This window comes from Gulosibacter chungangensis (assembly GCF_008831155.1).
GTDB lineage: Bacteria > Actinomycetota > Actinomycetes > Actinomycetales > Microbacteriaceae > Gulosibacter > Gulosibacter chungangensis.
Genome location: NZ_WBKB01000010.1, coordinates 45,284 through 70,597, shown reverse-complemented (window position 1 = coordinate 70,597; position 25,314 = coordinate 45,284). Strand labels below are relative to the sequence as shown.

Annotated in this window: 19 protein-coding genes; 6 read left to right on the top strand and 13 right to left on the bottom strand. The window is 62.3% G+C overall.

Annotated features, from left to right (window positions below):
- Positions 1 to 25: 25 nt before the first annotated feature.
- On the bottom strand, positions 26 to 757 hold the full coding sequence (locus F8O05_RS13260) for a thioester domain-containing protein (RefSeq protein WP_158053232.1): 732 nt from the start codon (positions 755 to 757) through the stop codon (positions 26 to 28).
- Between the two features lie 299 nt (positions 758 to 1,056).
- Between F8O05_RS13260 and F8O05_RS13255 the strand changes: the two genes are divergently transcribed.
- Complete coding sequence (locus F8O05_RS13255; protein WP_158053231.1) at positions 1,057 to 2,289, top strand: MFS transporter; 1,233 nt, start codon at positions 1,057 to 1,059, stop codon at positions 2,287 to 2,289.
- 9 nt (positions 2,290 to 2,298) lie between these two features.
- Here F8O05_RS13255 and hpaD read toward each other — a convergent pair whose 3' ends face one another.
- The 4 genes from hpaD to F8O05_RS13235 are packed head-to-tail and all read right to left on the bottom strand — an operon-like array spanning position 2,299 to position 7,183.
- Positions 2,299 to 3,441, bottom strand: a complete 1,143-nt coding sequence (gene hpaD, locus F8O05_RS13250; RefSeq protein WP_158053230.1) for a 3,4-dihydroxyphenylacetate 2,3-dioxygenase — start codon at positions 3,439 to 3,441, stop codon at positions 2,299 to 2,301.
- A 41-nt stretch (positions 3,442 to 3,482) separates the two neighbouring features.
- Positions 3,483 to 4,976: a 5-carboxymethyl-2-hydroxymuconate semialdehyde dehydrogenase gene (hpaE, locus tag F8O05_RS13245; protein ID WP_158053229.1), complete on the bottom strand. Its 1,494-nt coding sequence runs from the start codon at positions 4,974 to 4,976 to the stop codon at positions 3,483 to 3,485.
- A 57-nt stretch (positions 4,977 to 5,033) separates the two neighbouring features.
- Positions 5,034 to 5,723 (bottom strand): GntR family transcriptional regulator, encoded by a 690-nt coding sequence (locus F8O05_RS13240; RefSeq protein WP_225735916.1) that lies wholly within the window; start codon positions 5,721 to 5,723, stop codon positions 5,034 to 5,036.
- Positions 5,720 to 7,183: a fumarylacetoacetate hydrolase family protein gene (locus tag F8O05_RS13235; protein WP_158053227.1), complete on the bottom strand. Its 1,464-nt coding sequence runs from the start codon at positions 7,181 to 7,183 to the stop codon at positions 5,720 to 5,722. Before F8O05_RS13235 ends, F8O05_RS13240 begins: the two co-directional genes overlap by 4 nt.
- A gap of 238 nt (positions 7,184 to 7,421) precedes the next feature.
- Here F8O05_RS13235 and F8O05_RS13230 point away from each other — a divergent pair, with 238 nt between their 5' ends.
- The 4 genes from F8O05_RS13230 (at position 7,422) to F8O05_RS13210 (ending at position 14,245) form a co-directional block, all read left to right on the top strand.
- Positions 7,422 to 8,129 (top strand): alpha/beta fold hydrolase, encoded by a 708-nt coding sequence (locus F8O05_RS13230; protein ID WP_158053226.1) that lies wholly within the window; start codon positions 7,422 to 7,424, stop codon positions 8,127 to 8,129.
- A gap of 403 nt (positions 8,130 to 8,532) precedes the next feature.
- Positions 8,533 to 9,597, top strand: coding sequence for an LLM class flavin-dependent oxidoreductase (locus F8O05_RS13220; protein WP_158053225.1), 1,065 nt, complete (start codon positions 8,533 to 8,535; stop codon positions 9,595 to 9,597).
- 142 nt (positions 9,598 to 9,739) lie between these two features.
- Positions 9,740 to 13,258 carry a proline dehydrogenase family protein gene (locus F8O05_RS13215; protein WP_158053224.1) on the top strand — a complete coding sequence of 1,173 codons (3,519 nt, stop codon included), beginning with the start codon at positions 9,740 to 9,742 and terminating at the stop codon, positions 13,256 to 13,258.
- 18 nt (positions 13,259 to 13,276) lie between these two features.
- Positions 13,277 to 14,245 (top strand): epimerase, encoded by a 969-nt coding sequence (locus tag F8O05_RS13210; protein ID WP_158053223.1) that lies wholly within the window; start codon positions 13,277 to 13,279, stop codon positions 14,243 to 14,245.
- A 10-nt stretch (positions 14,246 to 14,255) separates the two neighbouring features.
- On the opposite strand, the gene F8O05_RS13205 is transcribed toward F8O05_RS13210, so the two are convergent.
- From F8O05_RS13205 to F8O05_RS13170, 8 genes are all read right to left on the bottom strand, one after another.
- Positions 14,256 to 14,942: a Pr6Pr family membrane protein gene (locus F8O05_RS13205; protein ID WP_158053222.1), complete on the bottom strand. Its 687-nt coding sequence runs from the start codon at positions 14,940 to 14,942 to the stop codon at positions 14,256 to 14,258.
- Between the two features lie 24 nt (positions 14,943 to 14,966).
- Positions 14,967 to 15,323 carry a DUF488 domain-containing protein gene (locus F8O05_RS13200; protein WP_158053221.1) on the bottom strand — a complete coding sequence of 119 codons (357 nt, stop codon included), beginning with the start codon at positions 15,321 to 15,323 and terminating at the stop codon, positions 14,967 to 14,969.
- A gap of 185 nt (positions 15,324 to 15,508) precedes the next feature.
- Positions 15,509 to 16,087, bottom strand: coding sequence for a lipoprotein LpqH (locus F8O05_RS13195; RefSeq protein ID WP_158053220.1), 579 nt, complete (start codon positions 16,085 to 16,087; stop codon positions 15,509 to 15,511).
- A 165-nt stretch (positions 16,088 to 16,252) separates the two neighbouring features.
- The gene (locus tag F8O05_RS13190) at positions 16,253 to 18,754 is read right to left on the bottom strand and encodes an alpha/beta hydrolase fold domain-containing protein (protein ID WP_158053219.1); all 2,502 of its coding nucleotides are present in this window, start codon (positions 18,752 to 18,754) and stop codon (positions 16,253 to 16,255) included.
- Positions 18,755 to 18,838: 84 nt separating this feature from the next.
- On the bottom strand, positions 18,839 to 19,810 hold the full coding sequence (locus F8O05_RS13185; protein WP_158053218.1) for an AraC-like ligand-binding domain-containing protein: 972 nt from the start codon (positions 19,808 to 19,810) through the stop codon (positions 18,839 to 18,841).
- Between the two features lie 109 nt (positions 19,811 to 19,919).
- The gene (gene solA, locus F8O05_RS13180; protein WP_158053217.1) at positions 19,920 to 21,098 is read right to left on the bottom strand and encodes an N-methyl-L-tryptophan oxidase; all 1,179 of its coding nucleotides are present in this window, start codon (positions 21,096 to 21,098) and stop codon (positions 19,920 to 19,922) included.
- 50 nt (positions 21,099 to 21,148) lie between these two features.
- Positions 21,149 to 22,345, bottom strand: coding sequence for a tyramine oxidase subunit B (locus F8O05_RS13175; RefSeq protein ID WP_225735915.1), 1,197 nt, complete (start codon positions 22,343 to 22,345; stop codon positions 21,149 to 21,151).
- 222 nt (positions 22,346 to 22,567) lie between these two features.
- Positions 22,568 to 23,560 (bottom strand): AraC-like ligand-binding domain-containing protein, encoded by a 993-nt coding sequence (locus F8O05_RS13170; protein WP_158053216.1) that lies wholly within the window; start codon positions 23,558 to 23,560, stop codon positions 22,568 to 22,570.
- Positions 23,561 to 23,758: 198 nt separating this feature from the next.
- On the opposite strand from F8O05_RS13170, the gene F8O05_RS13165 reads away from it, so the two are divergent.
- A complete protein-coding gene (locus F8O05_RS13165; protein ID WP_158053215.1) occupies positions 23,759 to 25,237 on the top strand; it encodes an APC family permease in 1,479 nt (492 codons plus the stop codon).
- Positions 25,238 to 25,314: the final 77 nt, after the last annotated feature.

Genomic DNA, 25,314 nt, shown 5'->3' with positions numbered 1-25,314 from the left:
GGGCAAACCGGACGGATTGCGGGCGTTAGGCCACCGCCTGGCTGTGCAGGTCGTCGTCGAAGGCGAAGGTCGTTGACGCTTCCCGGTCAATTCCCGAAAGCACCAGGAAGTACCCCGACGGTTCCGGCTGTTCCGCCTGCTGTGGCTGCGCGGAACTGAGTCGTACCATGGCACCGGCAGTGATCTCAGTCACGGTGCCAGCGGGGTCAAGTTGTGCCGACTGCTGCGCGCCAAGGAAGTAATCGATCACGCGAAGTACCCGTTTCGTCGACACAAAATCAGCATCGACGAGTCCGGCGAAGACGAGAGCATTGCTGAGCGTCCAAATCGCGGTCTGAGTGGCTGCAATGGCCTCCTCGCGGGTCAAGCCGGGAGTGTCGGTGACCCGTGCGAGTTCGTCGAGTGAGACCGCGGGGAAGGTGTGGCGGGCAATCCAAGTGATGGCATTGTGTGTCTTGGCGCGAGCCAACTCATCGGCACCGTCGATCCAGCTCGCGGAAGTGACACCATCCCGGGTTATCGGCCCGCCCGAATAGCTGCGCTCGGTGTCAAAGTCACTATTGAAGTCGAGACAGTATGCGAGTCGACGGGTGCCGTCGTTGGCTTCGAGGGAGTATGCGCCAGCGTAGAGCGATTGCGGACCGGCCCCAATATTGCTCAACCAGTGCGCAAATTCGTAGTCTCCCGCAGCAAAATTCAGTGAGGCGCTCGTCGAAGCAGCCTGGGCACGGACACTCCGTGGGTACATAGCATTCATTGATAAATCACGCTTTCAAGACGAATCTGGATCGCAACTTGCGGGATATCTTCAGGCTAGAAAGCGGTTTGCCAGGACAACACAAAAAAATGACGGGGTTTCATTACTTGCATTAAGGGGAATCACTCGGGCGCGTACCATCCGTCAGAAAACCCCAGACTAGAGGATGGTTCTGAATCTCAAACAGAATCGAAGTGCCCAGATGCTCCCGTGCGCAACCGCTTCAATTTAGTGATTCAGGTCGTTGCAAATTCATTTAATGGGGGGAGACCTAGCAGGTCGAACTAGGCTAAGTCCTTATGTCCTCACCTACGCTCTTCCGCCCGAGTGCGATCCTCGGTTGCTTGCTTGGGATGGTCTCGATCGGGTTGCTACTAGCCACCTACGGGCCGGTGATTTCAACGTTTCAGTCCCACTTTGGGGTGAGTGAGAGCATCGCCGGCCTCGGTTTGGCGTTTCAATCCGGTGCTGCGGTGTTGGGAATTCTTGCGGCACCGGTGGTGCTGCCGCGACTTGGCAACCGCCTCACGATGCAATTGGCGCTCGGGCTGATGGTGATCGGATCAATCGGGCTCGCGCTCGCGCCGACCTGGCCGCTGTTTCTTGCCGCCGCCACGGTCGCCGGGTTTGGGCTCGGTGGCATTGACGTGCTGATTACGCAGCTGCTCATTATGGGTACTGGCAAGCGCGGCCCCGCCTTGGTGAACGTGGCCCACGGCTGTTTCGGCATCGGTACCGTGATTTCTCCGGCGGTGCTCTCGGTCATCGGGGTGGGCTCGTATCCCTACGTGTTCCTCGCCGCCGGGCTGGCAGTCTTTGTGGCTCTGCTGACTATGCGCGGCCTGCAGCCGCGGCCGACTCCGGTGGATGCAGAAGCAGCATCCGAGGAACGTCACGACGCTCCTCGCAAGACCAAGCTGCGACTCGGGTTCGGCCCCGCGATTATCACCGCATTCGTGGCGCTCTATGTGACCCACTTTGGGGTGCAATCGGGCATTGGGAGTTGGGAACCGAGCTTCCTGCAGGGGCACGGGGTGAGCGCGGATTCCGCGGCGATGGCAACCTCGGGCTACTGGCTCGCCATGGTGGTCGGGCGCTTCGCCGCTGCCGCACTGACGCGCGTTATTGCGATCCCGGCGCTCGTGATCGCAAGCTGCGTGGGGATGGCAGCCTCGCTGCTACTCGCGCTGCATCCCGATTTTGGCATCCTCGCCTTCGCCCTGTGCGGGTTCTTCATCGGGCCGATTTTCCCGAACGGGCTCACCTGGCTGGCAGGGACAGAGCACGCCACCGGTCATCGCTTTGCGTGGGTGGTCGCCGGTTCCATGATCGGGCAGGCATTGACGCCGTGGCTGGTAGGAGTGCAGATCGAACGCAATGGCGTCGCGGTGCTGCCGGGCACGCTCTTTGTGGTCGCCGCGATTGCGATTCTTGCGAGCGTTGCGATTGCCCTGATGCGGCGCGCGGAAAAAGCCGCGGGGCGTGATCTCGACAGTGTGCCGAAATCACGCCCCGCGGCGGCAGGTGACTAAACCTGTGGCCTAGAGCTGGTTACCCAGCTTGAAGCCCTTGGTCTCGTCGCCATCACGGGTGTATGAGAAGCCGTCAGCGCCGATGGTCTTCGCCATCTCCGAGGCGTCGGTGCGGGCGATGACTTCCTGCGGGTTGCCGTCGAGGTCGAGGACGAGCGAGCCCTCGGTGTACCAGGAAGGTACAACCGGGTTGCCCCACCAGTCACGACGCTGGTTGTCGTGCACATCCCAGGTGACCACGGGGTTGTCGGGGTCGCCGGTGTAGTAGTCCTGCGTGTAGATCTCTACGCGGTGCCCGTCCGGGTCACGCAGGTAGAGGTAGAACGCGTTCGAGACACCGTGGCGGCCGGGGCCACGCTCGATGGCGTCCGAGCGGCGCAGGGCACCGAGCTTGTCGCAGATTGCGAGGATGTTGTGCTTCTCGTGGGTCGAGAACGCAACGTGGTGCATGCGGGGGCCGTCGCCACCGGTGGTCGCGGTGTCGTGCACGGTGGGCTTGCGGCGCATCCACGCGGCGTAGACGGTGCCTTCCTTGTCCTGGATGTCCTCGGTCACGCGGAAGCCGAGGTCCTGGAGGTGGCGAACCGCACGGGGAACGTCCGGGGTCATCTGGTTGAAGTGGTCGAGGCGGACCAGTGCACCGGGGGTGTACAGGTCGTAGCGCCACGCGAGACGCTCAACGTGCTCGGTCTCGTAGAAGAACTCGTAGGGGAAGCCCAGCGGGTCCACCACGCGAACCGAGTCGCCGATGCCCTTGACGAAGCCGTCCTTCTTGCGCTCTACGCGGCAGCCGAGCTCCTCGTAGAAGGCAACAGCCTTGTCGAGTTCTTCATTGCTGCGCACGCGGTACGAGAACGCAGCAACGGCGGCAACCGGGCCCTTGGTGAGCACGAGGTTGTGGTGGATGAACTCCTCGAGCGAACGCAGGTAGATGCGCTCATCGTCTTCTTCGGTGACGGTCAGGCCGAGAATGTCGACGTAGAACTCACGCGAGGCAGCGAGGTCGGTGACCACGAGCTCCATGTATGCGCAGCGGAGGATGTCCGGAGCCTCGGCCTTGGGGGTCGGGATCGGGTTCGAAGGCTCGATCGGAGCTTCCTTGGTGACATAGAAGCCGGATGAAGTGCGGTCTTCTTCCTTGAATGCAGACATAGTTGCTTCTTCCTTGAAATTACGGAAAGGGGGTTTTGGGTTTACTTGCCAGCGCCGAAACGGGGGCTGTGTGCCTCGTTGAGCGTGACCTGGATGTTCTGCTGGGTCGTGTAGAAGTCCACCGAGCGGTAGCCACCTTCACGGCCGAGGCCCGAAGCCTTCACACCACCGAACGGGGTGCGGAGGTCACGAACGTTGTTCGAGTTCAGCCAAACCATGCCCGACTCAATTGCGTGTGCGAAGTTGTGCGCACGCTTGAGGTTCGAGGTCCAGACGTAGGCTGCGAGGCCGTACTTGGTGTTGTTCGCGAGCTCGAGCGCTTCTTCGTCGGTGTCGAACGGGGTGATCGCAACGACCGGGCCGAAGATCTCTTCCTGGAAGATGCGTGCATCCGGCTTGACGTCGACGAAGACGGTCGGAGCCACGTAGGTGCCCTCGGGGAAGCCTTCGGGTCGGCCACCACCGGCAAGGAGACGACCTTCGCCCTTACCGATTTCGATGTACTCCATGACCTTGTCGAAGTGCGACGGGTGCACGAGTGCGCCAACCTCGGTCTTGGGGTCTTCGGGAACACCGACAACGATGTTCTTCGCACGCTCAGCGAAGCGCTCGATGAAGTCGTCGTAGATGTCGCGCTGAACAAGCACACGCGAACCTGCGGTGCAACGCTCGCCGTTCAGGCTGAAAACGCTGAATACCGTGGCGTCGAGGGCCTCTTCGAGGTCGGCGTCAGCGAAGACGACCGACGGGCTCTTGCCACCGAGCTCGAGCGAGAGGCCCTTGAGCAGGGGAGCAGCGTTCGTCGAGATCTGTGCACCGGTCGAACTGTCACCGGTGAACGAAATGAGGGGCACATCCGGGTGCTTGACGAGTGCATCACCAGCGGTGCCACCGCCGCCGAGGATGAGGTTGAAGACACCCTTGGGGAGGCCTGCCTCTTCGAAGATCTCCGGCCACAGTGCAGCCGAGAGCGGGGTGTAGCTGGCGGGCTTCAGGACAACGCTGTTACCGGTTGCGATCGCGGGAGCAAGCTTCCACGATTCCTGCATGAACGGAACGTTCCACGGGGTGATGAGACCAGCAACACCGATCGGCTTGCGGTTCACGTAGTTGATCTGACGGCCCGGAACGCGGAAGGCGTTGTCGTGCTGCGCGACGATAAGGTCAGCGAAGAAGCGAAAGTTCTCGGCGGCACGACGCGCCTGACCCTTTGCCTGGGTGATCGGCAGGCCCGAGTCCCAGCTCTCGATGAGGGCGAGCTCTTCGTCACGCGACTCAACGACATCGGCGATCTTGTGCAGGATGCGCGAACGCTCACGGTTCAGCATCTTCGACCAGGGTCCCTCGTCGAATGCGTGCTTTGCAGCGGCAACGGCGCGGTCAACGTCTTCCTTGTCACCCGAAGCAGCGGTCATGTACGTCTCGTTGGTTGCGGGGTTGATGACGTCGAAGGTCTTGCCCGAAGCTGCATCGACGAATTCGCCGTCGATGTAGAGCTGGATGTGCTTGGGGAGATCAGCGGGACGATTAGTCATGTGATTTTCCTTACGGTAGTGGTTTGGGAAATAAAGATTGGGTTGGAGACGAATGCGCTAGCGCTTTGCTTCTTTTTCTTCGAGTGTGGCAAGCACCACGTGCATGGTGTTGAGCCGGTGTTGCCGGGCCTGCGTCTCGACTTCTGCCTCGCTGGCACCCGATTCGATGAGCGCGATGAGTGCCTCATGTTCAGCCACCGAGTCGGTGGAGCGTCCCGGGACATACGAGAAGGAAGATTCACGCATGGTTTCGAGGCGGTGCCAGCCGCGGCGGACCAGATCGGACACGTGCGAGTTGTCACAGTGCTGGAACAGCACCGCGTGGAACTGCCGGTTGAGCTTCGTGAACTCGGCCGCATTCAGTTGCGGGGATTCGGTGAGCTCACGCATCTTGGCGTTGATCTCGCGGGCTTCGGAGAGTTCGGATGCGGTCAGGTGCGGTGCAGACTTCGCCGTCGCAAAGCCTTCCACGAGGCTCAGGGTCTCCATCGTTTCGTGGTAGACATCGCTGTTGAGCATGGTCACCTGGGCGCCCACATTGTGGACGAAAGTGACCACCCCTTCGGCTTCAAGCATCCGGATGGCTTCGCGAACGGGCACGGTCGAGAAACCGAGCTCCATTGCGATTTGGCCCAGCACCAGACGGTAACCGGGGCCAAACGCACCCGAGGTGATCCGCTCGCGCAGGTAGTTATAGGCCTGCTGCGACTTCGGAATCTCGGTTGCGGCCGATGCTGCTGCACTCATCGCGACTGCTTCCACGCTTCGAACTTTTCGCGCCATTCACCGGTTGGCGGGAAGAGCCCCTGGACCTTGTTGCCGGCCTTGACCTGCTCGAAGACCCAAGCATCCTCCTGCTCCTTCTCGTAGGCCGCATCTACGACCTCTTCGAAGAGTGCGGGTGGGATGACGATGACGCCGTCGTCGTCCCCGACGATGATGTCGCCGGGCTGCACGGTGGTGCCACCGCACGCGATCGTGCCGTCAACTTCCCAGGGCACGTGGCGGCGGCCGAGCACCGCCGGGTGCGAGCTGTTCGAGTAGACGGGGATGTCGAGCGCGTTAACTGCGGAGGAGTCGCGCACGCCACCGTCGGTGATGATGCCGGTCGCGCCGAGCACCTGGGCGCGCAGCGCGAGGACGTCACCGAGGGTGCCGGTGCCCTTTTCGCCGCGAGCTTCCATTACGACGACGTCGTCGGGCTGTACCGAGTCCATCGCCTGCTTCTGCGCGTTGTAGCCGCCGCCGAACTTCTTGAAGAGGTCTTCGCGGTTCGGGACGTAGCGGAGGGTCTTGGCGTAGCCGAGGATGCGGCGGCCCTTGTGGTTCAGGGTCGGCCCGTCGATCGACACGTTGTTGAGGCCGCGCTTGCGCAGCTCTGCCGAGAGGGTGGCCACGGCCACTTCTTCGACCTTGGCACGCAGCTCATCGGTGATGGTGCTGCGCTCGGCGGGCAGGCCCGCCGCCTCGCGAGAGCCCCAGGCTTCTTCGCGCTGCTTGTCGTCGACCTGCGGCTGCGCGCCGAAGGCGGCCATTTCGTATTCCGACTCGACAACCTTGGTTACCAGGCGACCGGTCGACGGTGCACCCGGAGCGGTGGGTGCATCCACCTCAACCTCGACAACGTCGCCGGGCTGGGCAACCGAGGAACCGGCCGGGGTGCCGGTGAGGATGATGTCGCCTTCTTCGAGGGTCATCAGCTGCGAGAGATCGGCCACGAGCTGACCGAAGGGGAAGACGAGACCGGAGGTGTCATCGTCCTGCACGATCGTGCCGTTGACCCAGGTGCGCACGCGCAGTGCCTTGGGATCCAGACCCTCGGCCGGGATGACCTCGGGGCCGAGCGGGGTGAAGCCGTCGCCCGACTTGTTCTTGATATTCGAGCCCTTGTCGGCGTGACGGAGGTCGTAGAGGCCCCAGTCGTTGGCTGCGGTGATGCCCGAAACCTTCGACCAGCCCTCTTCGGGGCTAACGCGGCGGCAAGTCTCGCCGATGATGAGCGCGATCTCGCCCTCGTAGGCGAGCAGTTCCGTACCCTTGGGGCGTTCGAGGGTGTCGCCGGTGTTGGCGATTGAGGTGCCGGCCTTGATGAAGTAGCCGGGGAACTTGGGGGAGCGCCCACGCTGCTCGATGCGTGAGGGGTAGTTGAGGTGGAGGGCAATGATTTTGCCCGGGCGATTAGCACGGTCGGTGAAGTCGATCGACATGGCTTCCCTTCGCGTCGTTGCAGTGTGTATGCCGGTGAGTCCGGCCCTATATACGAAATGATATACGATTGTCGGGACGTTGCAAGAGGGAGTTTCTCGGCGCTGAGAAACTCACATGCAATACACATTGTTCGGCCCTCGAAAAGTCTGCCCACTCTTGCTTGATATCGCCCGGGAGGCTGATGAATTGGCTGATCGCGTTCAGGTGCCGCGGTACGCGAGGGCAGATACTGGATGCATGCCCTCGATCTCGTTGCCGTTCCGTTTACTGAGGCGAGTGGCGTCGATCGGGCGCGGGATGCGGCACTCGCGTGAAGTGCTCCGGCCCGCCACAGCCAATTCCCCGGCCTTCAACCTCGCCTATGTCCGCACCGGTCCGCTTATCCGGGAGCGACTTCGGCATCGGCGGAGCCTCGCGTGGCAAGTGTTGGAGTTGTATGCGACCCGTGGCGTGTCGATCGCGCGGTGCCGGGGGATCTATGAATTCGATCTGGTCGGCACAATTGGTTTTCGGGAGCTCGGTTGCGGGGGAACACTGGACGGGCTTCCGCTTGACCCGGCCCTGACCTACGCACCGCTTGCCGATCAGTACCCGGGTTTCGCCGCAGAGCCCTATGACTTGACGGCTGCGGCCGCTCGCTTTGACTGGCCCGTCCTGCTGCTGGCGGGTGATCGTGATTTGCGCACACCGATCGAGATTGCGCGTCGCGTCGAGCAGGCGGCTCCGGACGCGGTGCTCGTCGAGATCACCAACGGCCACAGCGCGCTCGACTTCCACCCGATGGCGTTCCTGAACGCGCTGCGGCAGCTGGTGCGCGGGCAGCACGCCAAGCTGTCGGGGCAGGGTGCTCGGCTGAGCGCCCTGCCGAAGCGCGGCGGTGCCGCGGTTTGGCTGCCCCGACTGCTCGCAGCCCTGCTCAAACTCGAAACCGCACTACTCCGCTAGGGCGCAAAACGGCGCAGTGCCGCTGGGTCCGTGTCACACGGGCCCGAGTCATTGGCGCCCGTGTCGGAAAGGTGGGCGAGGCTGTCTTTACGTGCGCCTTGATGAACCGCGAGTGGCTGCCGATTGCGCCCTCGTAGGTGTCAGCGGTGACGACGGTGTGGCCCGCGCTGCCGAGCTTTCGGATGATGTCGAGGGTAAAGGTATTTCGAGAGCTGGTCACAAGTACGCGCATGGGGCACTCCTTTTTGGCCGAGAGAAGCAACTCGGGACAGCTTAGCCAGATCATCCAGTTCAAAACTGCGGATTTGTCTGAACTTGTAATCAATACGCGCGGGAATAGTTTGATGGCTACCGAGGTTGGTGTATTTGTATGCAAACGCAAGGAAATGTAGGAAGTGAAGAAATGAGCGAACAGCTTCGTGCGGAGGACCTCGTCCTCGGCTTGGACACCTTTGGTGATGTCTCCGTTGACCTCGAGGGCAAGGAGATCTCCCATGCCCAGACCATTCGCAATCTGGTGGCTCAGGGGCAGCTTGCCGATCAGGTAGGGATTGATTTCATCGGCATCGGGGAACACCATCGCAGCGACTACGCGGTCTCGTCCCCCGAAACGGTATTGGCGGCCATCGCATCCACCACCGAACGCATCAAGCTCGGTTCCGCAGTCACGGTGCTGAGCTCCGACGACCCGGTACGCGTCTTTGAACGCTTTTCGACGGTGGATGCGATCTCAAGCGGGCGCGCAGAAATCATCGTCGGTCGCGGCTCCTTTACCGAATCCTTCCCGCTGTACGGCCTTTCGATGTCCGACTATGAGGTCCTCTTCGAAGAAAAACTGCAGTTGTGGTCTGAGATTGCGAAGGGCGGCCCGGTCACTTGGCAGGGCACAACCCGCGCGGCGCTTTCCGACCAAGACCTCTACCCGCCGCTGGAATCCGCAACTGACCAGCCTCGCCCTTTCCCAACCTGGGTCGCGGTGGGCGGCTCCCCGCAGTCGGTGGTGCGCGCCGCGAAATACGACTTCCCCCTGATGCTCGCGATTATCGGTGGCCCGGCGGCGCGCTTCGCCCCCTTTGCCCGCGTGTACCGTGAGGCGCAGGAACACTTCGGGCACACAGGCGCGCACATTGGTTTCCACTCGCCGGGGCACGTGGCGCAGACGGATGCGGAGGCTCGCGAACAGCTCTGGCCCCACTACAAGGTGGGCCACGACCGGGTCGGTCGCGGTCGCGGCTGGCCGTCGATGACCCGTGAGCAGTTTGAGCAAGAAGCGGATCACGGCGCGCTGCTGGTGGGTTCTCCCGAGACAGTCGCTCGCCGCATTGCCGATGGGATGAAAGCCCTCGGTGCGGAGCGCTTCGACCTCAAGTACGCGAACGGTCCGATGCCGCACGAGCTGATGATGGCGTCCATCGAGCTTTACGGCAACAAGGTTATTCCGCTCGTGCGGGAGCTGATGGCAAGCTAGCCCAACACACCACAAGGAATTCGCCCACCCGAGCCGCAATTGTGGCCCTCCGCCGCAACCCTCGCGCTGGCACTGCTCCTCGGCTACGCTTTTCGCACTTGGCGACGTATCGGCTAATTCACCGGCTAAATGGGGACACTCCATGGGCAATTCCGCAGCAGCAACCGAAGAACTCCGCAGGCTCGCGCCCGCGACAGTAGCGCTCGTGCGCGAGTGGTTGCGGGAGTCGAAATCCGTGCCCAGCGACCCGGCCAGCGCTCAGCTCGCGGCGGCACTTCGTGACCCAAACGGGCTCGCCTTCATCGTCGGGTTCGTCGACGGTGTGATTCGGCCCGAGGATGCGCAGGTCGCGGCCCGGAACTTACGTCGCCTCAGCCACAACCTGCCAAGCTTTTTGCCGCCGCTATTGAGTCGAGCGGTGCAGTTGGGCGGCAAAACCGCCCCGACGCTGCCGCGCATCGTAGTGCCGATCGCGCGGCGCGCGCTGCGGCAACTCGTGGGACACCTGTTGATTGATGCGAGCGACCGACAACTCGGTGCCGCGATCCGCAGGCTTCGCGAAACCGGGGCCGATCTCAACCTGAACCTGCTCGGTGAAGCGGTGCTCGGTTCCCGCGAAGCCGACCGGCGCATCGAGGGCACCGCGGCGCTCCTGCGACGGAACGACGTGGACTACGTCTCGCTCAAGGTCTCGGCGACCATGGCTCCGCACCAGCCCTGGGGAATCGACGCGGCAGTTGCGGAGGCAGCCGAGCGACTCATCCCGCTATATCGAATCGCAGCCCGGGCACCGAAACCGAAATTCATCAATCTCGATATGGAGGAATACCGCGACCTCGAACTCACCCTCGCGGTATTCAAGCGCATCCTTGACCGCGAAGAATTCCTGCAGCTATCGGCTGGCATCGTGCTGCAGGCCTATCTGCCAGACTCCTTTGCCGCGATGATCGAGCTGCAGGAATGGGCTGCCGAGCGAGTAGCCTCGGGCGGTGCACCCATCAAGGTTCGGGTGGTGAAGGGCGCAAATCTCCCTATGGAACACGTGGCCGCGGAAATCCACGGTTGGCCACTCGCGACTTTCGGAACCAAACGCGAGACCGACACGAACTACCTCGAGATCCTCAACTGGGCACTCGATCCAGACCGCACTCGAAACGTGCGGATCGGCGTGGCCGGTCACAATCTCTTCGATATCGCGCTGGCCTGGTCGCTCGCGAAGGAACGCGGGGTGACCGACGCGCTCGAAGTGGAGATGCTGCTCGGGATGGCCGGCGCGCAGGCCGAGGTCGTTCGTCGGCACACCGGGGGACTGCGGCTCTACACGCCGATCGTGCATCCGGAAGAGTTCGATGTTGCCATCGCCTACCTCGTGCGCAGGCTTGAAGAAGGTTCCTCGAACGATAACTTCCTCTCCGCGGTATTCGATCTCGCCTCCCGAGAGTCGCTCTTTGAGCGGGAGCGTGAACGCTTTATCGCCTCGCTGGATGCGCTGACCGGCGAAGTGCCCGGGCCGAATCGGATGCAGAACCGGTCGCTACATTCTGAGACTGGGACCGGGACTGGCACTGGGACCGGGTCTGGGGCCGACGCAGAAACAGTCACCGGGACAGAGGCAGGCGCCGCGAGCCCGGAATTCACGAACACTCCCGATTCCGACCCATCACTACTCGCCAACCAGACCTGGGCCGAGGGCATCCGGCAGCGTGCGAGTACCTCGGCACTGGGGCTTGCGACCCTGCAGGCGAACATGGTGGTCTCGCGCGGGGAACTCGACCGGCGCATCCAGACCGCCAGCGACTCGACCTGGCGGGAACAAACCGGCGCCCAGCGCGCAGAAACCCTGCACCGCGCGGGAGAAAACCTGAACCGGCGCCGCGCCGAACTCATGGAGATCGCCGCGTTCGAGTGCGGCAAAACCCTCGACCAGACCGATCCCGAGGTGAGTGAGGCAGTCGACTTCGCGCACTTCTATGCCGAACGTGCCCGCGAACTCGACGCGGTCGACGGCGCCGAATGGCAATCGGCCGGCCCCATCGCCGTGATCCCGCCGTGGAACTTTCCCATCGCCATTCCGGCAGGTGGGATGCTCGCGGCGCTCGCGGCCGGCTCACCCGTGATCGCGAAACCTGCAGCCAGCGCCGCTCGTACCGGGGCGGTGGTGGTCGAAGCCCTGTGGGAAGCGGGTGTGCCCAAAGATGCCCTGCAGTACGTGCAATTCGACGATCGGGAACTTGCCACTGCGCTGGTGCAGCACGAAGGCATCCAGCGGGTCATCCTCACCGGGGGTTACGACACCGCCGAAGCCTTCAAAAAGTTGCGCCCCGACCTCGACCTGCACGCCGAAACCAGCGGCAAAAACGCCATCATCGTCACACCGAGTGCCGACTACGATCTTGCGGTGGCGGATGTGGTGAACTCCGCGTTCGGCCACGCCGGGCAGAAGTGCTCCGCGGCCTCGCTGCTCATTCTCGTTGGGCAGGCGGGGCGCTCGCGGCGGCTTCGCAATCAACTCGTGGATGCCACCATGTCGCTTCGCCTCGGGTTGCCGACCAATGCATCCGCTCGGATGGGGCCGCTGACCTCGCCGCCGGGCGAAAAACTCCTGCGGGGACTTACGACCCTTGGGCCGGGGGAGAACTGGGTGGTCCGGCCGCGGCAGCTCGGGGAGGATGCGCGGCTATGGTCCCCGGGGATCCGCGCGGGAGTGAAACGCGGCAGCGAATTCCACCGTGTGGAGTACTTTGGCCCGGTGCTCGGGGTGATGCGGGTGGAGACGCTCGAGGAAGCCATCGAGATCGTCAATGAGGTGGACTACGGGCTCACTTCCGGCTTGCACTCCCTCGACCGGGCGGAAATTGCCCAGTGGCTCGGCGGGGTTGAGGCCGGGAACCTTTACGTCAATCGGGGAATCACCGGCGCGATCGTGGCACGTCAGCCCTTCGGCGGGTGGAAGAAATCGACCGTCGGCCCGACCGTGAAGGCGGGCGGTGAACACTATGTCGCCTCGCTCGCGAACTGGCGACTCGGGCTCGCGGCAGCGGGTACCGCGCCGCTCGAGCCGCGCGTTCGACTGCTGCTGCAGGCTGCCGAAGAGCTGCAGATGGCAAAGCGGGAACGGCTCGTGCGCGCGGCGCGCAGCGATGAACTTGCCTGGCAGGAGGTTTTCGGCCTCGCACGGGATGTGCAGGAACTCGCGGCAGAACGCAATGTCGTCCGCTATTTCCCGGACCGAGCCGTCATCCGGCTTGCTGAAGACCAACTCGTCACGCGACTGTTGCGAGTTGCGGCAGCAGGGCTTCGGGCGAATGCAGATATTGAGATCTCCAGCGGCGAGCAGCTCCCGGATCGGGTGATGAAGCTCTTTGCCGACCTCGGCATCCCGGTGCGTATCGAAACGGACGCCCACTTCCGTCGGATCGTGCCGAAACTGCGCGGTCGACTGCGCTTCATCGGCACCGAAACCGAGTATCGCGAGATAGCTCGGGAAGGGGTCGGCTGCGAACTCGCCATCTGGCGCAATCCCGTCACTGAGGCGGGGCGGCTCGAACTGCTGCCGTTCCTGCGCGAACAGGCGGTCTCGATTACCGCCCATCGGTTCGGCACACCGTCGAGGCTCACCGCGGGTTTACTCACCGACGCACCCTCGCGAAATAACCCCTAGCGCGGCTACTGTCGAAGTATGACGCGTGCGGTACTTGCTGGTGGATCAGGGTTTATTGGTGGAATTCTCGCGGATCGCTTGCGTGAAGACGGCTATGACCTGATCCGCATCGGCAGGAACGGGCCGGATGTGCGCTGGGGTGATGCGGCGGCGATTCGGGATGCGGTGGACGGCGCCGAACTCGTGGTGAACCTCGCCGGGAAATCGGTGAACTGTCGGTACACCGATACGAACCGGCAGGAGCTCCTGCGTTCCCGAACCGAGACCACGCGGGAGCTTGCCGAGGCGATCGCGGAAGCCGCGCATCCACCCAAACTGTGGCTTAACGCGAGCACCGCGACGATCTATCGCTATGCGATGGACGGTCCGCAAACCGAGTCCTCGGGGCAGCTCGGGGAGGGGTTCTCGGTGGATATCGCGAAGGCGTGGGAGCGTGAATTTTTCGGCCCCGAGCTTCCGGACACCCGGCGGGTGGCGCTGCGCATGGCCATCGTGCTGGGGGATGGCCCGGCCACCGGGATGCTCGTGAACCTCGCTCGCTTCGGTCTCGGTGGCCCGCAGCTCGATCACGGCTGGTTTGGGCACCGACGCTATCGCGGTATCGGTGAGCATGCTTCCGGCAGCGGTGCGGCACCTGCGCACAACTCGGCGGGGCGGCAGATGTTCAGCTGGATTCACGTGGCGGATGTGGTTCACGCGATCGAGTTCATCCGCGACCACGAAGAAATCGAGGGCCCGGTGAACCTCAGCACCCCGAACCCATCCGATAACCGCACCCTGATGCGCGAATTGCGCGCGGCAGTCGGGATGCCATTTGGGCTACCCGCACCGCGGGCCATTCTGGAACCCGCGATGTGGCTGCTGCGCACCGAACCCGAACTCGTGCTCAAGAGCCGCTGGGTTGCCCCGGAGCGACTCGTCGACGCGGGCTTCGAATTCGCCTATCCCGAGCTTCGCCCAGCGATTCAGCAGGTGGTGAACGGCTAACCCACTCCCGTCAGCCGCGGTGCGCGAGACGCACGCGCAGGTTGCCGAGTACGTGCACGATGATCGAGATCGCGAGGAACGCGATTAGCACCGTGGCAGTGGTTTGCAGCACTTCCGGCCAGCCGCCCTCCTGGGTCGGGTCCAGGAACCCGTATGGGTACCAGTGCACAATCGCCCCGCGAATCCACGTGTAGCTGAGATACAGGATGGGGTAGATCAACCAAGCGAGCGGCCTTCCCCAGGTGCCGCGCACCGTCATGGTGACCAGCAGCCATTCGATAAGCCCCGCGACGGGAGCAAGCCGGTGCAGTGCGAGGTTCGTCCATTCCAGATCCCAGCGCATCATCTCGCCGGGTTCGGCAACGAGCAGCGCGTAGATGAGCCCGGTGATGACCATATAGAACGCGAGCCCACCGCGGAGATGATCCCACCATCGCGGCAGCCGATCGCGGGAGATGAAGGTGCCGATCAGCAGGCAGAGTCCAAACACCAGGCAGGCCTCGTTGGTGAATTGGGAGAGGGATTCCGGCAGCGTGTTGTCGGTCTCTCCGAGCGCGGAACGATAGAAATTGCGGAAGACGGCCACCACCGTGAGTGCGCCGAGCAGGAGCCGCAGGATGCGTACCCAAGCTCGGTCTGGATGCAGGGCTCGATTGCTCGCTCGGTTCCGGTTAATCGCTGGCGTACGGGCTGGCATGCTCCGAGTGTGCCACGCTGGTGGTTATTCCTTCGCGATCTCGGCCAGGTAGTCGCGTAAGACGATGCCGTGATTGTGCTGCGCATCCTTCGCCGCGATCAGCAGCGACACGTCCCGTGAGCCGGCGGCCTTCAGGAGTTCCTGCGGGGCATCGCTCGAGTCGAGCTCTTCCCGATAGCGATTCGCGAACTCCTCGAAACGTTCAGGCTTGTGCCCAAACCAGGTGCGCAGATCGGGGGAGGGCGCGACATCCTTATTCCAGTCGTCGTATTCGAGCGACTCCTTTTTCACACCGCGCGGCCAGAGCCGGTCAACCAGCACTCGATATCGACTCTTAGGTTCCGCTTCCTCGTAAACCCGGGCCACTCGTATGTCGACCATGATGCCTTCCCCTCACTGCGCATCCAGCTGTGTTGATGCGAGCTGTGCTGATTCCACGCTAGAACCTGAGCCTTGAAGCCCGCGGTGCGCAGGCGGCGCATGAGATCGGGGAAGCATAAATAGAGGCGGCCCCGGTATTCCGGGACCGCCTCAGTCTATGGAGCCGTGCTCAGGGGGCTACTGCATTAGGGGCAGGTAACCGTGAACGAGAAGTCCACGTTGTCGGTGCTCGTCGGGTCATTGAGGTCGAGGCCGAGCGCGGAACCGGAGATGGTGTACGTCTTGCCGTCCACCGTGACGTCTGCCGAGCCGTCAAGGCCCTCGGTGTAGGCGACGCTGACGCCCTCGCTGCGCGAGAGTGCAACCGAGTTGACGGTGGGGTTTTCGTCGGTGGTCAGCAGCGCACCGAATGCGTCACCCGACTCAGCGTCGAGGTTGTCCGCGGTGACGGCGATCGCGAAGGTGCCGTTATTTTCGCCACACTGCACCTGCGGGTTCTCGAGGACTACGTTTTCTCCGTCCACGACGATCTCAACCTCGCTTGACCCGGCCGATGCGCCGTCCGAGCCTTCCTCAGCGGGGCTTTCCTCTTCGGCGCTGTCGCCAGCCTCGTTCGAGAGGCCACCTTCTTCGGCCGCGGTGTCGCTGCTCGTGGTGTCTTCGTTCTCGGTGGTGGGCTCTTCGGCGTCACCGCTCGAGCATGCGGTCAGTGCCGCAATGAGTGCGAGCGAGGTGCCGAGCGCTGCGAGGTGCTTGCGTTTCATCTTGAGTCCTTTCGGTGCGGGCGCCGTCGTGACACCGCTACCAGGGATGCTATGGGCAAGACTTTGCCGGTGGTTGCTTTCTCCACCAATTCGCAGCCCATATCCCTCGCGCGACGTACACGATTGCGGACCTCAGGAATGATGCCGGTCGATTCCGCAGCAGGGCTACCGGGTGCGAACGAACCCTTCGTAGCCTGCCGCGGCCACTTCGTCGCACTTAGCCCGGTATGGACCGACACCGCCAAGGTAGGGAAGCACGCTGCGAGGTTTACCCTCGACATTGCTGCCCACGTACCAGGAATCACCCTTTGAGTGCAGGAAGAGTTCACCAAGGTCGCGGGCATGGGTGACCCATTCTTGCTGCGCCCGTGCGGAAGCTTCCACGCGAGTGAATCCCGCAGCCTCGGAGTCATCGATGAGTGCTGCGACCCAGTCCACGTGCTGCTCGATCGAGACAAACATATTGCTGAGCACCGAAGGGCTCTGCGGGCCAACGATCGTGTAGAAGTTTGGGAACCCGTGTACGGCAAGGCCGAGGTAGGTCTGTGGGCCGGATTCCCACTCTTCGCGGAGCTGGCGACCACCCACACCCTGGATATTGATCGCTTTGAGCGCGCCGGTGAGGGCGTCGTAGCCGGTGGCGAGCACGATCACATCAACGTCAACCACGCTGCCGTCCTCGAGTCGAATACCACTGTCGACGATACGGTCGATGGGGTTGCGTTTCAGATCAACGAGCGCGACATTGTCCTGATTGAAGATCTCGTAGAACCCCGTATCGAGGCAGAGCCGTCGGGTACCGGCGGGATAGCTGGTAGGTACGAGCGCCGCGGCGGTGTCGGGGTCTTTCACAATCTGACTGATTCGATCACCGAGGTAGTCGCGCAGCTTGGTATTCGCATCCATATCGAAGAGGGTGTCGGTGTAGTGACTGAGATAGGCGAACGGAATCCCGCTCTCATAGATCGCGTCATAATCCGCGCGAAGTTCCTCATCCGAAACCTCGAGTGCGGACTTGCCGCTCGTGGCAAGACCGAGTCCGTCGATTGAGTCGCGGGCGCGCTCGCGGTGTTCGGCGAAATCTTGCTTAGCCTTGCTGCGGTCCGCATCGCTGAGCGGGCGGTTGAAGGCTGGGAGTGACAGGCTCGGAGTACGTTGGCAGACGAACAGCTTCGCGGCACTTTTCGCGAGTTCGGTGGACACCTGGATGCCGGAGGAACCGGTGCCGATCACGGCGACCCGCTTCCCGGTGAAATCAACTGGTTCGTGTGGCCAGTCGGTCGTGGACAGCAGCTGCCCCTGGAAATCCTCGGTGCCGGCAATATCAAGCGGCTTTGGTGTTGAGAGCGGTCCCGTCGCCATGATCACGTGGCGAGCGCTCCAGCGGCGGCCATCTTCGGCGGTGAGCGTCCAGAGATCGCGCGCTTCGTCGAAGGTCATACTGGCCACGCGCGTGTTGAATTCAATATCGCGGCGAAGCTCATGGCGGTCGGCCACGTGTTTCGCGTATTCAAGTAGCTCTGCCTGGGTGGGGAAGCGCTCGGACCAATTCCATTCGTCCACGAGCTTGTCATCGAAGGAATAGCAGTACTGCGTGCTTTCAATATCGCAGCGCAGCCCCGGGTAGCGGTTCCAGTACCAGGTTCCTCCCACCTCGGGCGCGGCTTCAAGGACCATGGCGCTGCGACCTTGCTCCCGCATCCGCACGAGCGACATCATGCCCGACCAGCCCGCGCCGACAATCACCACGTCAAGCGGTTGAGTGCCGTGCTGAGCACCTTGCTGCGTGTGCTGCTTCGTGTACTCTCCAATCTCGGCAATGGTCTCGCGACCTTCGCTGAGCATGAAGGAGAACAGCGGCCAGTCGTGGGGCAGGTGCGGCAGCACACGCAGGGTCACGTCGACATTGGCGTTCGCAGCAGCTTCGGCGATGCGAACACTGTCCGAGAGCACGATTTCCTCGCTACCGACCGTGAGGTAGAGCGGGCATAGGCCCTCGAAGTCACCGAACACCGGCGAAACCGAGGGGTGATCGGCACCAGTCTCACCGAGGTATCGTTCGGCTGCGGATGCGAGGCCAGCAGTTGTGAGAGAAATATCGGCTTCTCGGTTGGTCACGTGGGAGGAGCCGCTGTGGCTGAGATCCGCCCAAGCTGAAAGTGTGAACGCACAAGCGGGCTGGGGCTTACCTTCATCACGCAGACGCTGCAGCAGCGCGATTGCGAGACCACCACCGGCAGAGTCACCCGCGACGATCACACTCGCAGCGTCAACCCCACTCTCAAGGAGCGCAAGATAGGCGTTGTAAGCATCGTCGTATGCAGCTGGATACGGGTGTTCTTCCGCAAGCCGGTAGTCGACGCTGCACATTGCGGCTCCGCTGGCCTCGGCGAGATTACCGCTCAGGCTGCGGTAGCCGCTGGCCGAACCGACGATATATGCACCGCCGTGAATATAAAACAGCACGGGTGCGTTCTTGCTTGGCCCATCCATCCAAAGCACCGGCACCCCGCCGAGCTTGCGCTCAGTGAATTCGAAATCCTCGTTGACGGGGAAGGACTGAGTGAGTCCTTCGAACATAGGGCGGACTTCAGCCGTTGGGGCCGAAAAGTCCGGGCCACCTGCCTTGAGGATTTCCTGCAGTTGGTTGAGTTCTTGCGAAGTCATTTTCACTCCCTTTGCTGCGCATCGTTGCGCGGCTCACTTGATTGGTCACTAGCTTGCGGGAGTGTGGACCGCCGCGGATGCGCGCTAGTGCAGAGGGATGCGAACTTCGTGCCGAAGGTGTTCCTCACGGAAGTCCGAGGGTGTGAGGCCGAAGCGTTCTCGGAAGCGACGGCTGAAGAGGCTCATGTCGCCAAAGCCGAACTGGCTCGCGATATCGCGAATGGGCTCGGATGCGTTGATTGGTTCGAGAAGGGCATGCCGGCATTCGGTGAGGCGGCGCTCGCGGATCCACTTGGTTACCGTGGTGCCCGAGTCTTCGAACGCGTTGTGGAGGCTACGAACCGAAATGAAGAGGCTGTCGGAGATCAGCCTGGGTGAGAGTTCTGGGTTGCTCAGCTGGCGGTCAATGAAATCCAGCGTGCGTCGTCGAATTTCGCTGAGGGTGCAGTCTTGGCTGACCTCGAGGCGTTCACTCAGCAGCGAATTAGCGATGTCGAGAGCAACCCTGCTGAGTTGCTCACCGGCAGGGGTCGCGAGCAGCGGCAGGTTATCGGCAAGCTGTTGTAACAGGACTCCGAAACTGCGGCTGGTGGCGTCATCCGCATCCAACTGGTGGGCGCTGAGCTCACCGGCCACCCCCGGAGGAAGTTGCAGCGCGGACTTGGGGAACATTGCGACGATAAACCGCATGTCGTTTTCGAAATGAATTTGGTAGGGCCGCGCGGCGTCGTAGAGGGTGATGGTGCCGGGGCGCAGCTGCAGGTCGTGTTGATGCTGTCGCAGTGTGCCATTGCCGCTGATTTGAAAGGAAATCTTGAATAGGTCCAGGCCGTCGTCGGTGCGCTTCGCAGGGCGCTCAATCAGATGTGAGCTCGTCGCGATGTCGCTGATTTGCAACTGGGTCGTCGCAGCTCCACGGTAGCTGGCGGTGAAATCAGGCTGCTCGGCGCTGATGCGCAGCGTGGGGAATTCGCCATTGACTCGGTTGATCCAGCCGGTTGGCGTACCTATCTCCGGGGCAGTGGAATATTCGGTAAGCGGGTGGGAAAGAATCAACCTGTCCTCCTCATCGAGTGGCTGGATGCCGATGTTAGTGGAAAACCAGCGCACCCAATTGCTTGGCGGTGCAATTGGGTGCGATTTTGGTGCGGAAGAAGAAAACTATCTAGTGGCCGCCACCCTGGTATGGGCCGCGCTCACGGAGCACCTGCATGTGGGAGTCGAGACCGAACTCGGCCGGGACTGCGTCCGTATCACCGTCCACGGCGAGCGCGGCGGCGTGCTTACCGAGGGCAGGGATGAACTTGAAGCCGTGGCCGGAGAGCCCTGCGACCGTGATGACGCGCTCCGACTCGCTCAGGTCCACGACCGGCAGGCGGTTCGGGGTGTAGGCGCAGTGGTGCACGCTTTGGCGAACCGGTTCCGGGTTCATGTCGGGGATCAGCTCCTGGATTTGCTGGCCGATTCGGGCGAGCTCGTCGCGGGTGTAGGAGAGGGGGACTTCGTCGACATCGCGGACGACATCCCAGGTCGGGTTGGAGCAGACCTTGACCGAGTAGCCGTCGAAGCTCGGCGCACCGAACACGTGCACGGGGCCCGAATCGCGCAGGAACGCGGGGAAGTTTTCCGGCAGGAAAGGCGCCACATCGGTGCGTGGCATGAACCAGGTCAGGCCGAGGATTTGCAGGCGCAGCAGGTCGTGCAATTCCGGATGGATGCGCGCCGACCAGGACCCGGTTGCGACGACAATTTTGTCAACCGTGAAGGTCTCGCGCGGGGTGCGGAGCTTGATGCTGTCCGAGTACTCTTCGATACCGAGCACCGGGGTATTGAAGCGGAGATCTGCACCGTTGCGTTCGGCGATTTCCAGGGCAGACATGACGCTGACCTCGGGACGCAGGCCGCCACCTTGCAGGTCGAGGATGCCTCTGTCGGTGTCATGGATGTGGTGCTGGGGGAAGCGTTCGCGCAGCTGATCGGCGTCGAATAGTTCGTGCGGCAGATCGTAGTCCCGCACGGTGCCGAGGGTGGTTTGGTATTCGGGGTGGTTCTCCTCAGCAATCGAGAGGGTGCCAACCTCGTAGTACACATCCCGCCCGGATTCCTGCTCGAGCTCGCGCCACATCTTGCGCGACTCAAGCAGCATCGGCACGTACAACCCACCCTCGTGGTAGGCAGTGCGGAACACTCGAGACTCACCTGCGTAGGAACCATGCGAGTGCACACGTCCGTACTGTTCGAGCCCGATTACCCGCACGTTCTCGCGCTTGGACAGCTGCCAAGCGGCCATCGAGCCAACCGAGCCGAGTCCGATTACCGCAATAGTGAGTTGTTTCTTGGCCATGTCGAGATTCCTACTTCCTATACGTGTTCAAGAGTTGTAGCAGCGCGGACCTAGCGAAGCTCCGGGGTTTCCCAAAGGTTCAGCTTGGTGCCCACACCTCGTTCGATCGCATTGCGGTAGACGACGGTGCCCCAGGCCACGTCCTCCACGGGCATGCCGCCGACGGAGAAGAGGAAGATTTCGTCCTCGTGCTGGCGGCCGGGGCTCTTGCCAGCCATGATGGCGGGGAGATCTTCGAGGGTCGCGGCCGCAATCTTCCCTTCCTGGATGCGGTCCATCAGGTACATGCCGTGCAAGCCGATGTGCTCGTGGCCGGGGAAGGGAACTTCCTCGTGCCATGCCTCGTACAGGTCGCGATTATCGGCCACGTGACGGGCCTCGCGTAGGAGGTCCTCATCGATCATGATGTCGGCGGGCAGGCTGATGAAGGCACCGGGCTTGACCCAGTCGCGTTCGATCTTGAGGTAGTTCTCTGAACCTGCCGGCGTCGTCGGGGCGATGGTCACGATGTCGGAGCCGCGCACCGCATCCTCAACCGTGTCGACGACCTCGGTCGTCAACTGAGGGAACTGTTCCTTCGCCCACACTGCGAAGTCCTCGGCGCGCGAGCGGGTGCGGCCCTGTATCTTCAGGTGGTTCAGCTCGGGATTCACAGCCATGAACGCCTCGAGTGAGGTCTTGTTCATCACGCCCGGCGCCACAACGCCAATCGTGCGTGCATCCTTGCGGGCGAGATAGCGCTGGCCTACACCGGGAATGGCACCGGTGCGGTATGCGCTGAGGAGGTTCGCCGACATGAATGCGAGGGGTGCGCCGGTGTCCTTGTCGCTGAGCGTGAACATCAGGATGGAGCGGGGAAGACCCGCGTCACGATTTTCTGGGTTGGAGCCGTACCACTTGCAACCGGTGGTTTGGAAGGAGCCACCGAGGTAAGCGGGCATTGCCATGAAGCGGCGGTGCGGGGCGTCATGCGGCATGCCTTCGAACTTCGGCTCTTCGGGGAAGGTCATCATCGAGCCGTGCGAGTTCCCGAGGGGGCCGCCCATCCGGTAGTCACCCTCGCCAACCAGCCTCAGGGTCTCTTCCATCGCGTCGACACAAGCGGCCATTTCTTTGACGCCGGCGGCAATCATGTCCTGTTCGTTCAGGTAAATGAAGTCGATGCGAGTGTTCGGTGCCGTGCTGTTTTGTGCGGTGCTGTCTTGCGCGGTGCTGTTCTGCTCTAGCGCGATGCTCTGTTCAGTCAAGGTGCGTCCTTTCGGGTGCCGCTGCGTTGCGGGCGGGTCGCTGTGATTCTTCAGCGAATCCGTAATTTCTACGAGTGTAGAAATAGCTCCTGATGAATGTACAGGGGATTACGGTTCCGTGCACCACGGGGCTAATTTGCGGTACGCAAAGTCAAGTGCGAAGGCAATGTTCGGGTGCATGTGCGTGAAAGCACGCAGCACGCAGCGCCGTGATGGTTTGAGCTAGTGGCCGCCGGCCTGACGGCGCACCGAGCTCGGGCTCTCGCCGTAAGCGCCCTTGAACGCGCGACTGAAGTGGGCCGCATCCTTAAACCCCCAGCGAGCGCCAATTGCGGCCACCGGGACGTCGAAATTCTCCGGATTCGTGAGGTCGAGGTAGCAGCGCTCGAGGCGACGAGTGCGCACATAAGAGGCAACCGTCTGTCCCTGATCTTGGAAGAGATTATGAAGGTGCCGCACCGAGATGAATGCGGCCGCGGCAATCGTATTGGGGGAGAGATCCGGGTCGGACAGGTGCTCGTCGATATTGTCGCGGATGCGTTGCAGCAGTGCCCGTCGCGGGTCGGCCGCGTAGCGCCGCAGGTCAAATTCGGTGGCGAAGAGCGTTTCGAGGAGATCTACCGCGTTCTGCGCGAGCTTCGCACCCGCCGGCCCCTGCAGTTCCGTGAGGTTGGTGCCGATGGTCGCGAGGAAAGGCGAAACTACCCGCCCCAGTCCCTCGGAACCGTCGAGGCGAACCGCCGTCATCTGCGCGGCAAACTCGTGCGGAATATGCAGGCGATCGTGCGGCAACTGGATGACCAGGGTGCGGAAACGCTTGTCAAACGTGAGTACATAGGGCTGCGAGGTGTCGTACACCGCGATGTCACCGGGAGTGAGTTGCACCTCGCGGCCACCCTGGCGCAGCAGCCCCGTACCCTCCAGCTGCAGGCTGATCTTGTAGAAGTCCCGCGGTGACTGCTCGATCAGCTCTGTAGTGCGCTCAACCACGTGGGCCTTGGCGCGCACATCGGTAAAGGAAACCCCGTGCACATTGGCCTGCTGCAGCTGCGCCTTGAACTCGGTTTCGGGGAGGTGGGTCGAGACTTTCAGGGGGACGAACGAGTTCGACACCGCGACTTGGAATTCTGAAATCGTAAGCACGGGAATGTCTCGGGCCGGATATTCCGCAAGCGGCGCCGAGTCGACTGTCGAAGGATCTTGATGAGACGTCATGGTTCTATCTGTGTCATCTTAGGTCCCTTTTCATAAATAGGTTTGGGCTTCTACGCTTGTAGATGGATGCTCACTCGTTGACTTTTTGTGCATGGTCGCCGGGAATCGCGCCAAACCCGTAGAAAACGTCTCATGCTTGAGGGCATATCGACGCAGCCACAGTTGCGTCCCCTTCGACAAGTCACGATGAGGTAGACCATGTCTTCAACCACGAAACCCGCAACACAGCGGATCGAACATCAACCCGAACGCCGATTAGGTGTGCTCTCGATCGCGTTCATGATTGTTGCCGCATCCGCACCGCTCACGGCCGTCGCCGGTGGTGCTCCGACCAGCTTCGCGGTCACGGAACTGACCACGGTGCCGGCCGGCTATATCGTCCTATCCGCGATCCTGGCGCTCTTCGCCTTCGGCTATGCGGCCATGGCTCGATTCATTGATCGGCCCGGCGCCTTCTATCCCTATATTGCTCAGGGCCTGAACCGCACCATCAGCGTTGGTAGCGCCTACGCCGCAGTGGTGGCCTACAACATGATGCAAATCGGCATTGTCGCGATGTTCGGGTTCACGGTCTCGAGCTGGCTCGTCGGCCGCTTCGGCTTTGAGTCACCCTGGTGGGTGTGGGTGATCGTCGGAATCGTCGTGGTCGGCATCCTCGGCATCAACCGCATTGACTTCTCGGCAAAGATTATCGGGGTGCTCGTTGCCCTCGAGTTTGCGGTGGTCATCGTCTTCGACGTCATCGCACTCATCGTTGCCCCCGAGGGGTACTCGGTGGCGCCGCTGAACCCGGTCAACCTCTTTGTGCCCGGGATCGGTGCCGTGCTCGCGTTCGGTGTGGCAGCTTTTATGGGCTTTGAATCTGCGGCGATTTACGCTCGTGAAGCCAAGGACCCCAAGCGGACGGTAGGACGCGCAACCTTCCTCGCGGTGATCGTGGTGGGCCTGTTCTATGCGTTTAGCGCTTGGGCAATGACCGTCGGTGTGGGGCAGTCGCAGGTGGTTGCCGAAAGCCAAGAATTCGGGCCCGATCTGCTGTTCGTCTTCCTCTCGCAGCACTCAGGTCAGTGGTTTACGGATATTGCAAACCTGCTGTTCATTACGAGCCTCTTCGCCGCACTGCAGGCCTTCCACAACACCATCGCGCGCTACTTTGCCGAACTTGGGAATGAAGGCATGATCCCGCACTGGTTTGGCCGTCGCTCGAACTCGGGTGCACCCTACGCGGGTTCGGTCACCCAGACGGCGCTGGCGCTGCTGGTCACGATCGGCTTCGCGGTTGCCGATACGGGCGACCCCCTCTTCCCGGTATTGACCATGTTCACCTGGCTCACCAACACCGGAGCATTCGGACTCATCATGCTCATGGCCCTGGTTGCGCTCGCCGTCATCGTCTTCTTCGCCAAAGACAAGCGCGGTATCGGGATCTTCACGCGACTGATCGCCCCGCTTGTCTCCGGGATTGCCTTGACGATCGTGTTCATCCTCGTGATCATCAACTTCCCGGTGCTGATGGATGCCCCGGCAGATAGCTTCCTGACCTACCTGCTCCCGATTTTGGTAATCCTCGGTGGCGTCATCGGGATCATCGTGGGTGAGGTCGTGCGCCGGACGGACCCGGAGAAGTACCGCGGCATCGGCCACGCCGTCGAAACCGGTGAGGATGCGCACATTTAGCGCACCGCGCATCCTGCGCTCCTGACGTGATTCTGTGCACCGACTGTCAAACCTTAGTGAGCGAACTCGCAAAGAAT

Coding starts and splice junctions, on each gene's coding strand:
- F8O05_RS13235 (WP_158053227.1), bottom strand. CDS start 7,183: ATGTCGATCGACTTCACCGACCGTGCTAATCGCCCGGGCAAAATCATT.
- F8O05_RS13170 (WP_158053216.1), bottom strand. CDS start 23,560: ATGACGTCTCATCAAGATCCTTCGACAGTCGACTCGGCGCCGCTTGCG.
- F8O05_RS13200 (WP_158053221.1), bottom strand. CDS start 15,323: ATGGTCGACATACGAGTGGCCCGGGTTTACGAGGAAGCGGAACCTAAG.
- F8O05_RS13195 (WP_158053220.1), bottom strand. CDS start 16,087: ATGAAACGCAAGCACCTCGCAGCGCTCGGCACCTCGCTCGCACTCATT.
- F8O05_RS13210 (WP_158053223.1), top strand. CDS start 13,277: ATGACGCGTGCGGTACTTGCTGGTGGATCAGGGTTTATTGGTGGAATT.
- F8O05_RS13190 (WP_158053219.1), bottom strand. CDS start 18,754: ATGACTTCGCAAGAACTCAACCAACTGCAGGAAATCCTCAAGGCAGGT.
- hpaE (WP_158053229.1), bottom strand. CDS start 4,976: ATGACTAATCGTCCCGCTGATCTCCCCAAGCACATCCAGCTCTACATC.
- hpaD (WP_158053230.1), bottom strand. CDS start 3,441: ATGTCTGCATTCAAGGAAGAAGACCGCACTTCATCCGGCTTCTATGTC.
- solA (WP_158053217.1), bottom strand. CDS start 21,098: ATGGCCAAGAAACAACTCACTATTGCGGTAATCGGACTCGGCTCGGTT.
- F8O05_RS13215 (WP_158053224.1), top strand. CDS start 9,740: ATGGGCAATTCCGCAGCAGCAACCGAAGAACTCCGCAGGCTCGCGCCC.
- F8O05_RS13165 (WP_158053215.1), top strand. CDS start 23,759: ATGTCTTCAACCACGAAACCCGCAACACAGCGGATCGAACATCAACCC.
- F8O05_RS13205 (WP_158053222.1), bottom strand. CDS start 14,942: ATGCCAGCCCGTACGCCAGCGATTAACCGGAACCGAGCGAGCAATCGA.
- F8O05_RS13240 (WP_225735916.1), bottom strand. CDS start 5,723: ATGAGTGCAGCAGCATCGGCCGCAACCGAGATTCCGAAGTCGCAGCAG.
- F8O05_RS13230 (WP_158053226.1), top strand. CDS start 7,422: ATGCCCTCGATCTCGTTGCCGTTCCGTTTACTGAGGCGAGTGGCGTCG.
- F8O05_RS13260 (WP_158053232.1), bottom strand. CDS start 757: ATGAATGCTATGTACCCACGGAGTGTCCGTGCCCAGGCTGCTTCGACG.
- F8O05_RS13220 (WP_158053225.1), top strand. CDS start 8,533: ATGAGCGAACAGCTTCGTGCGGAGGACCTCGTCCTCGGCTTGGACACC.
- F8O05_RS13255 (WP_158053231.1), top strand. CDS start 1,057: ATGTCCTCACCTACGCTCTTCCGCCCGAGTGCGATCCTCGGTTGCTTG.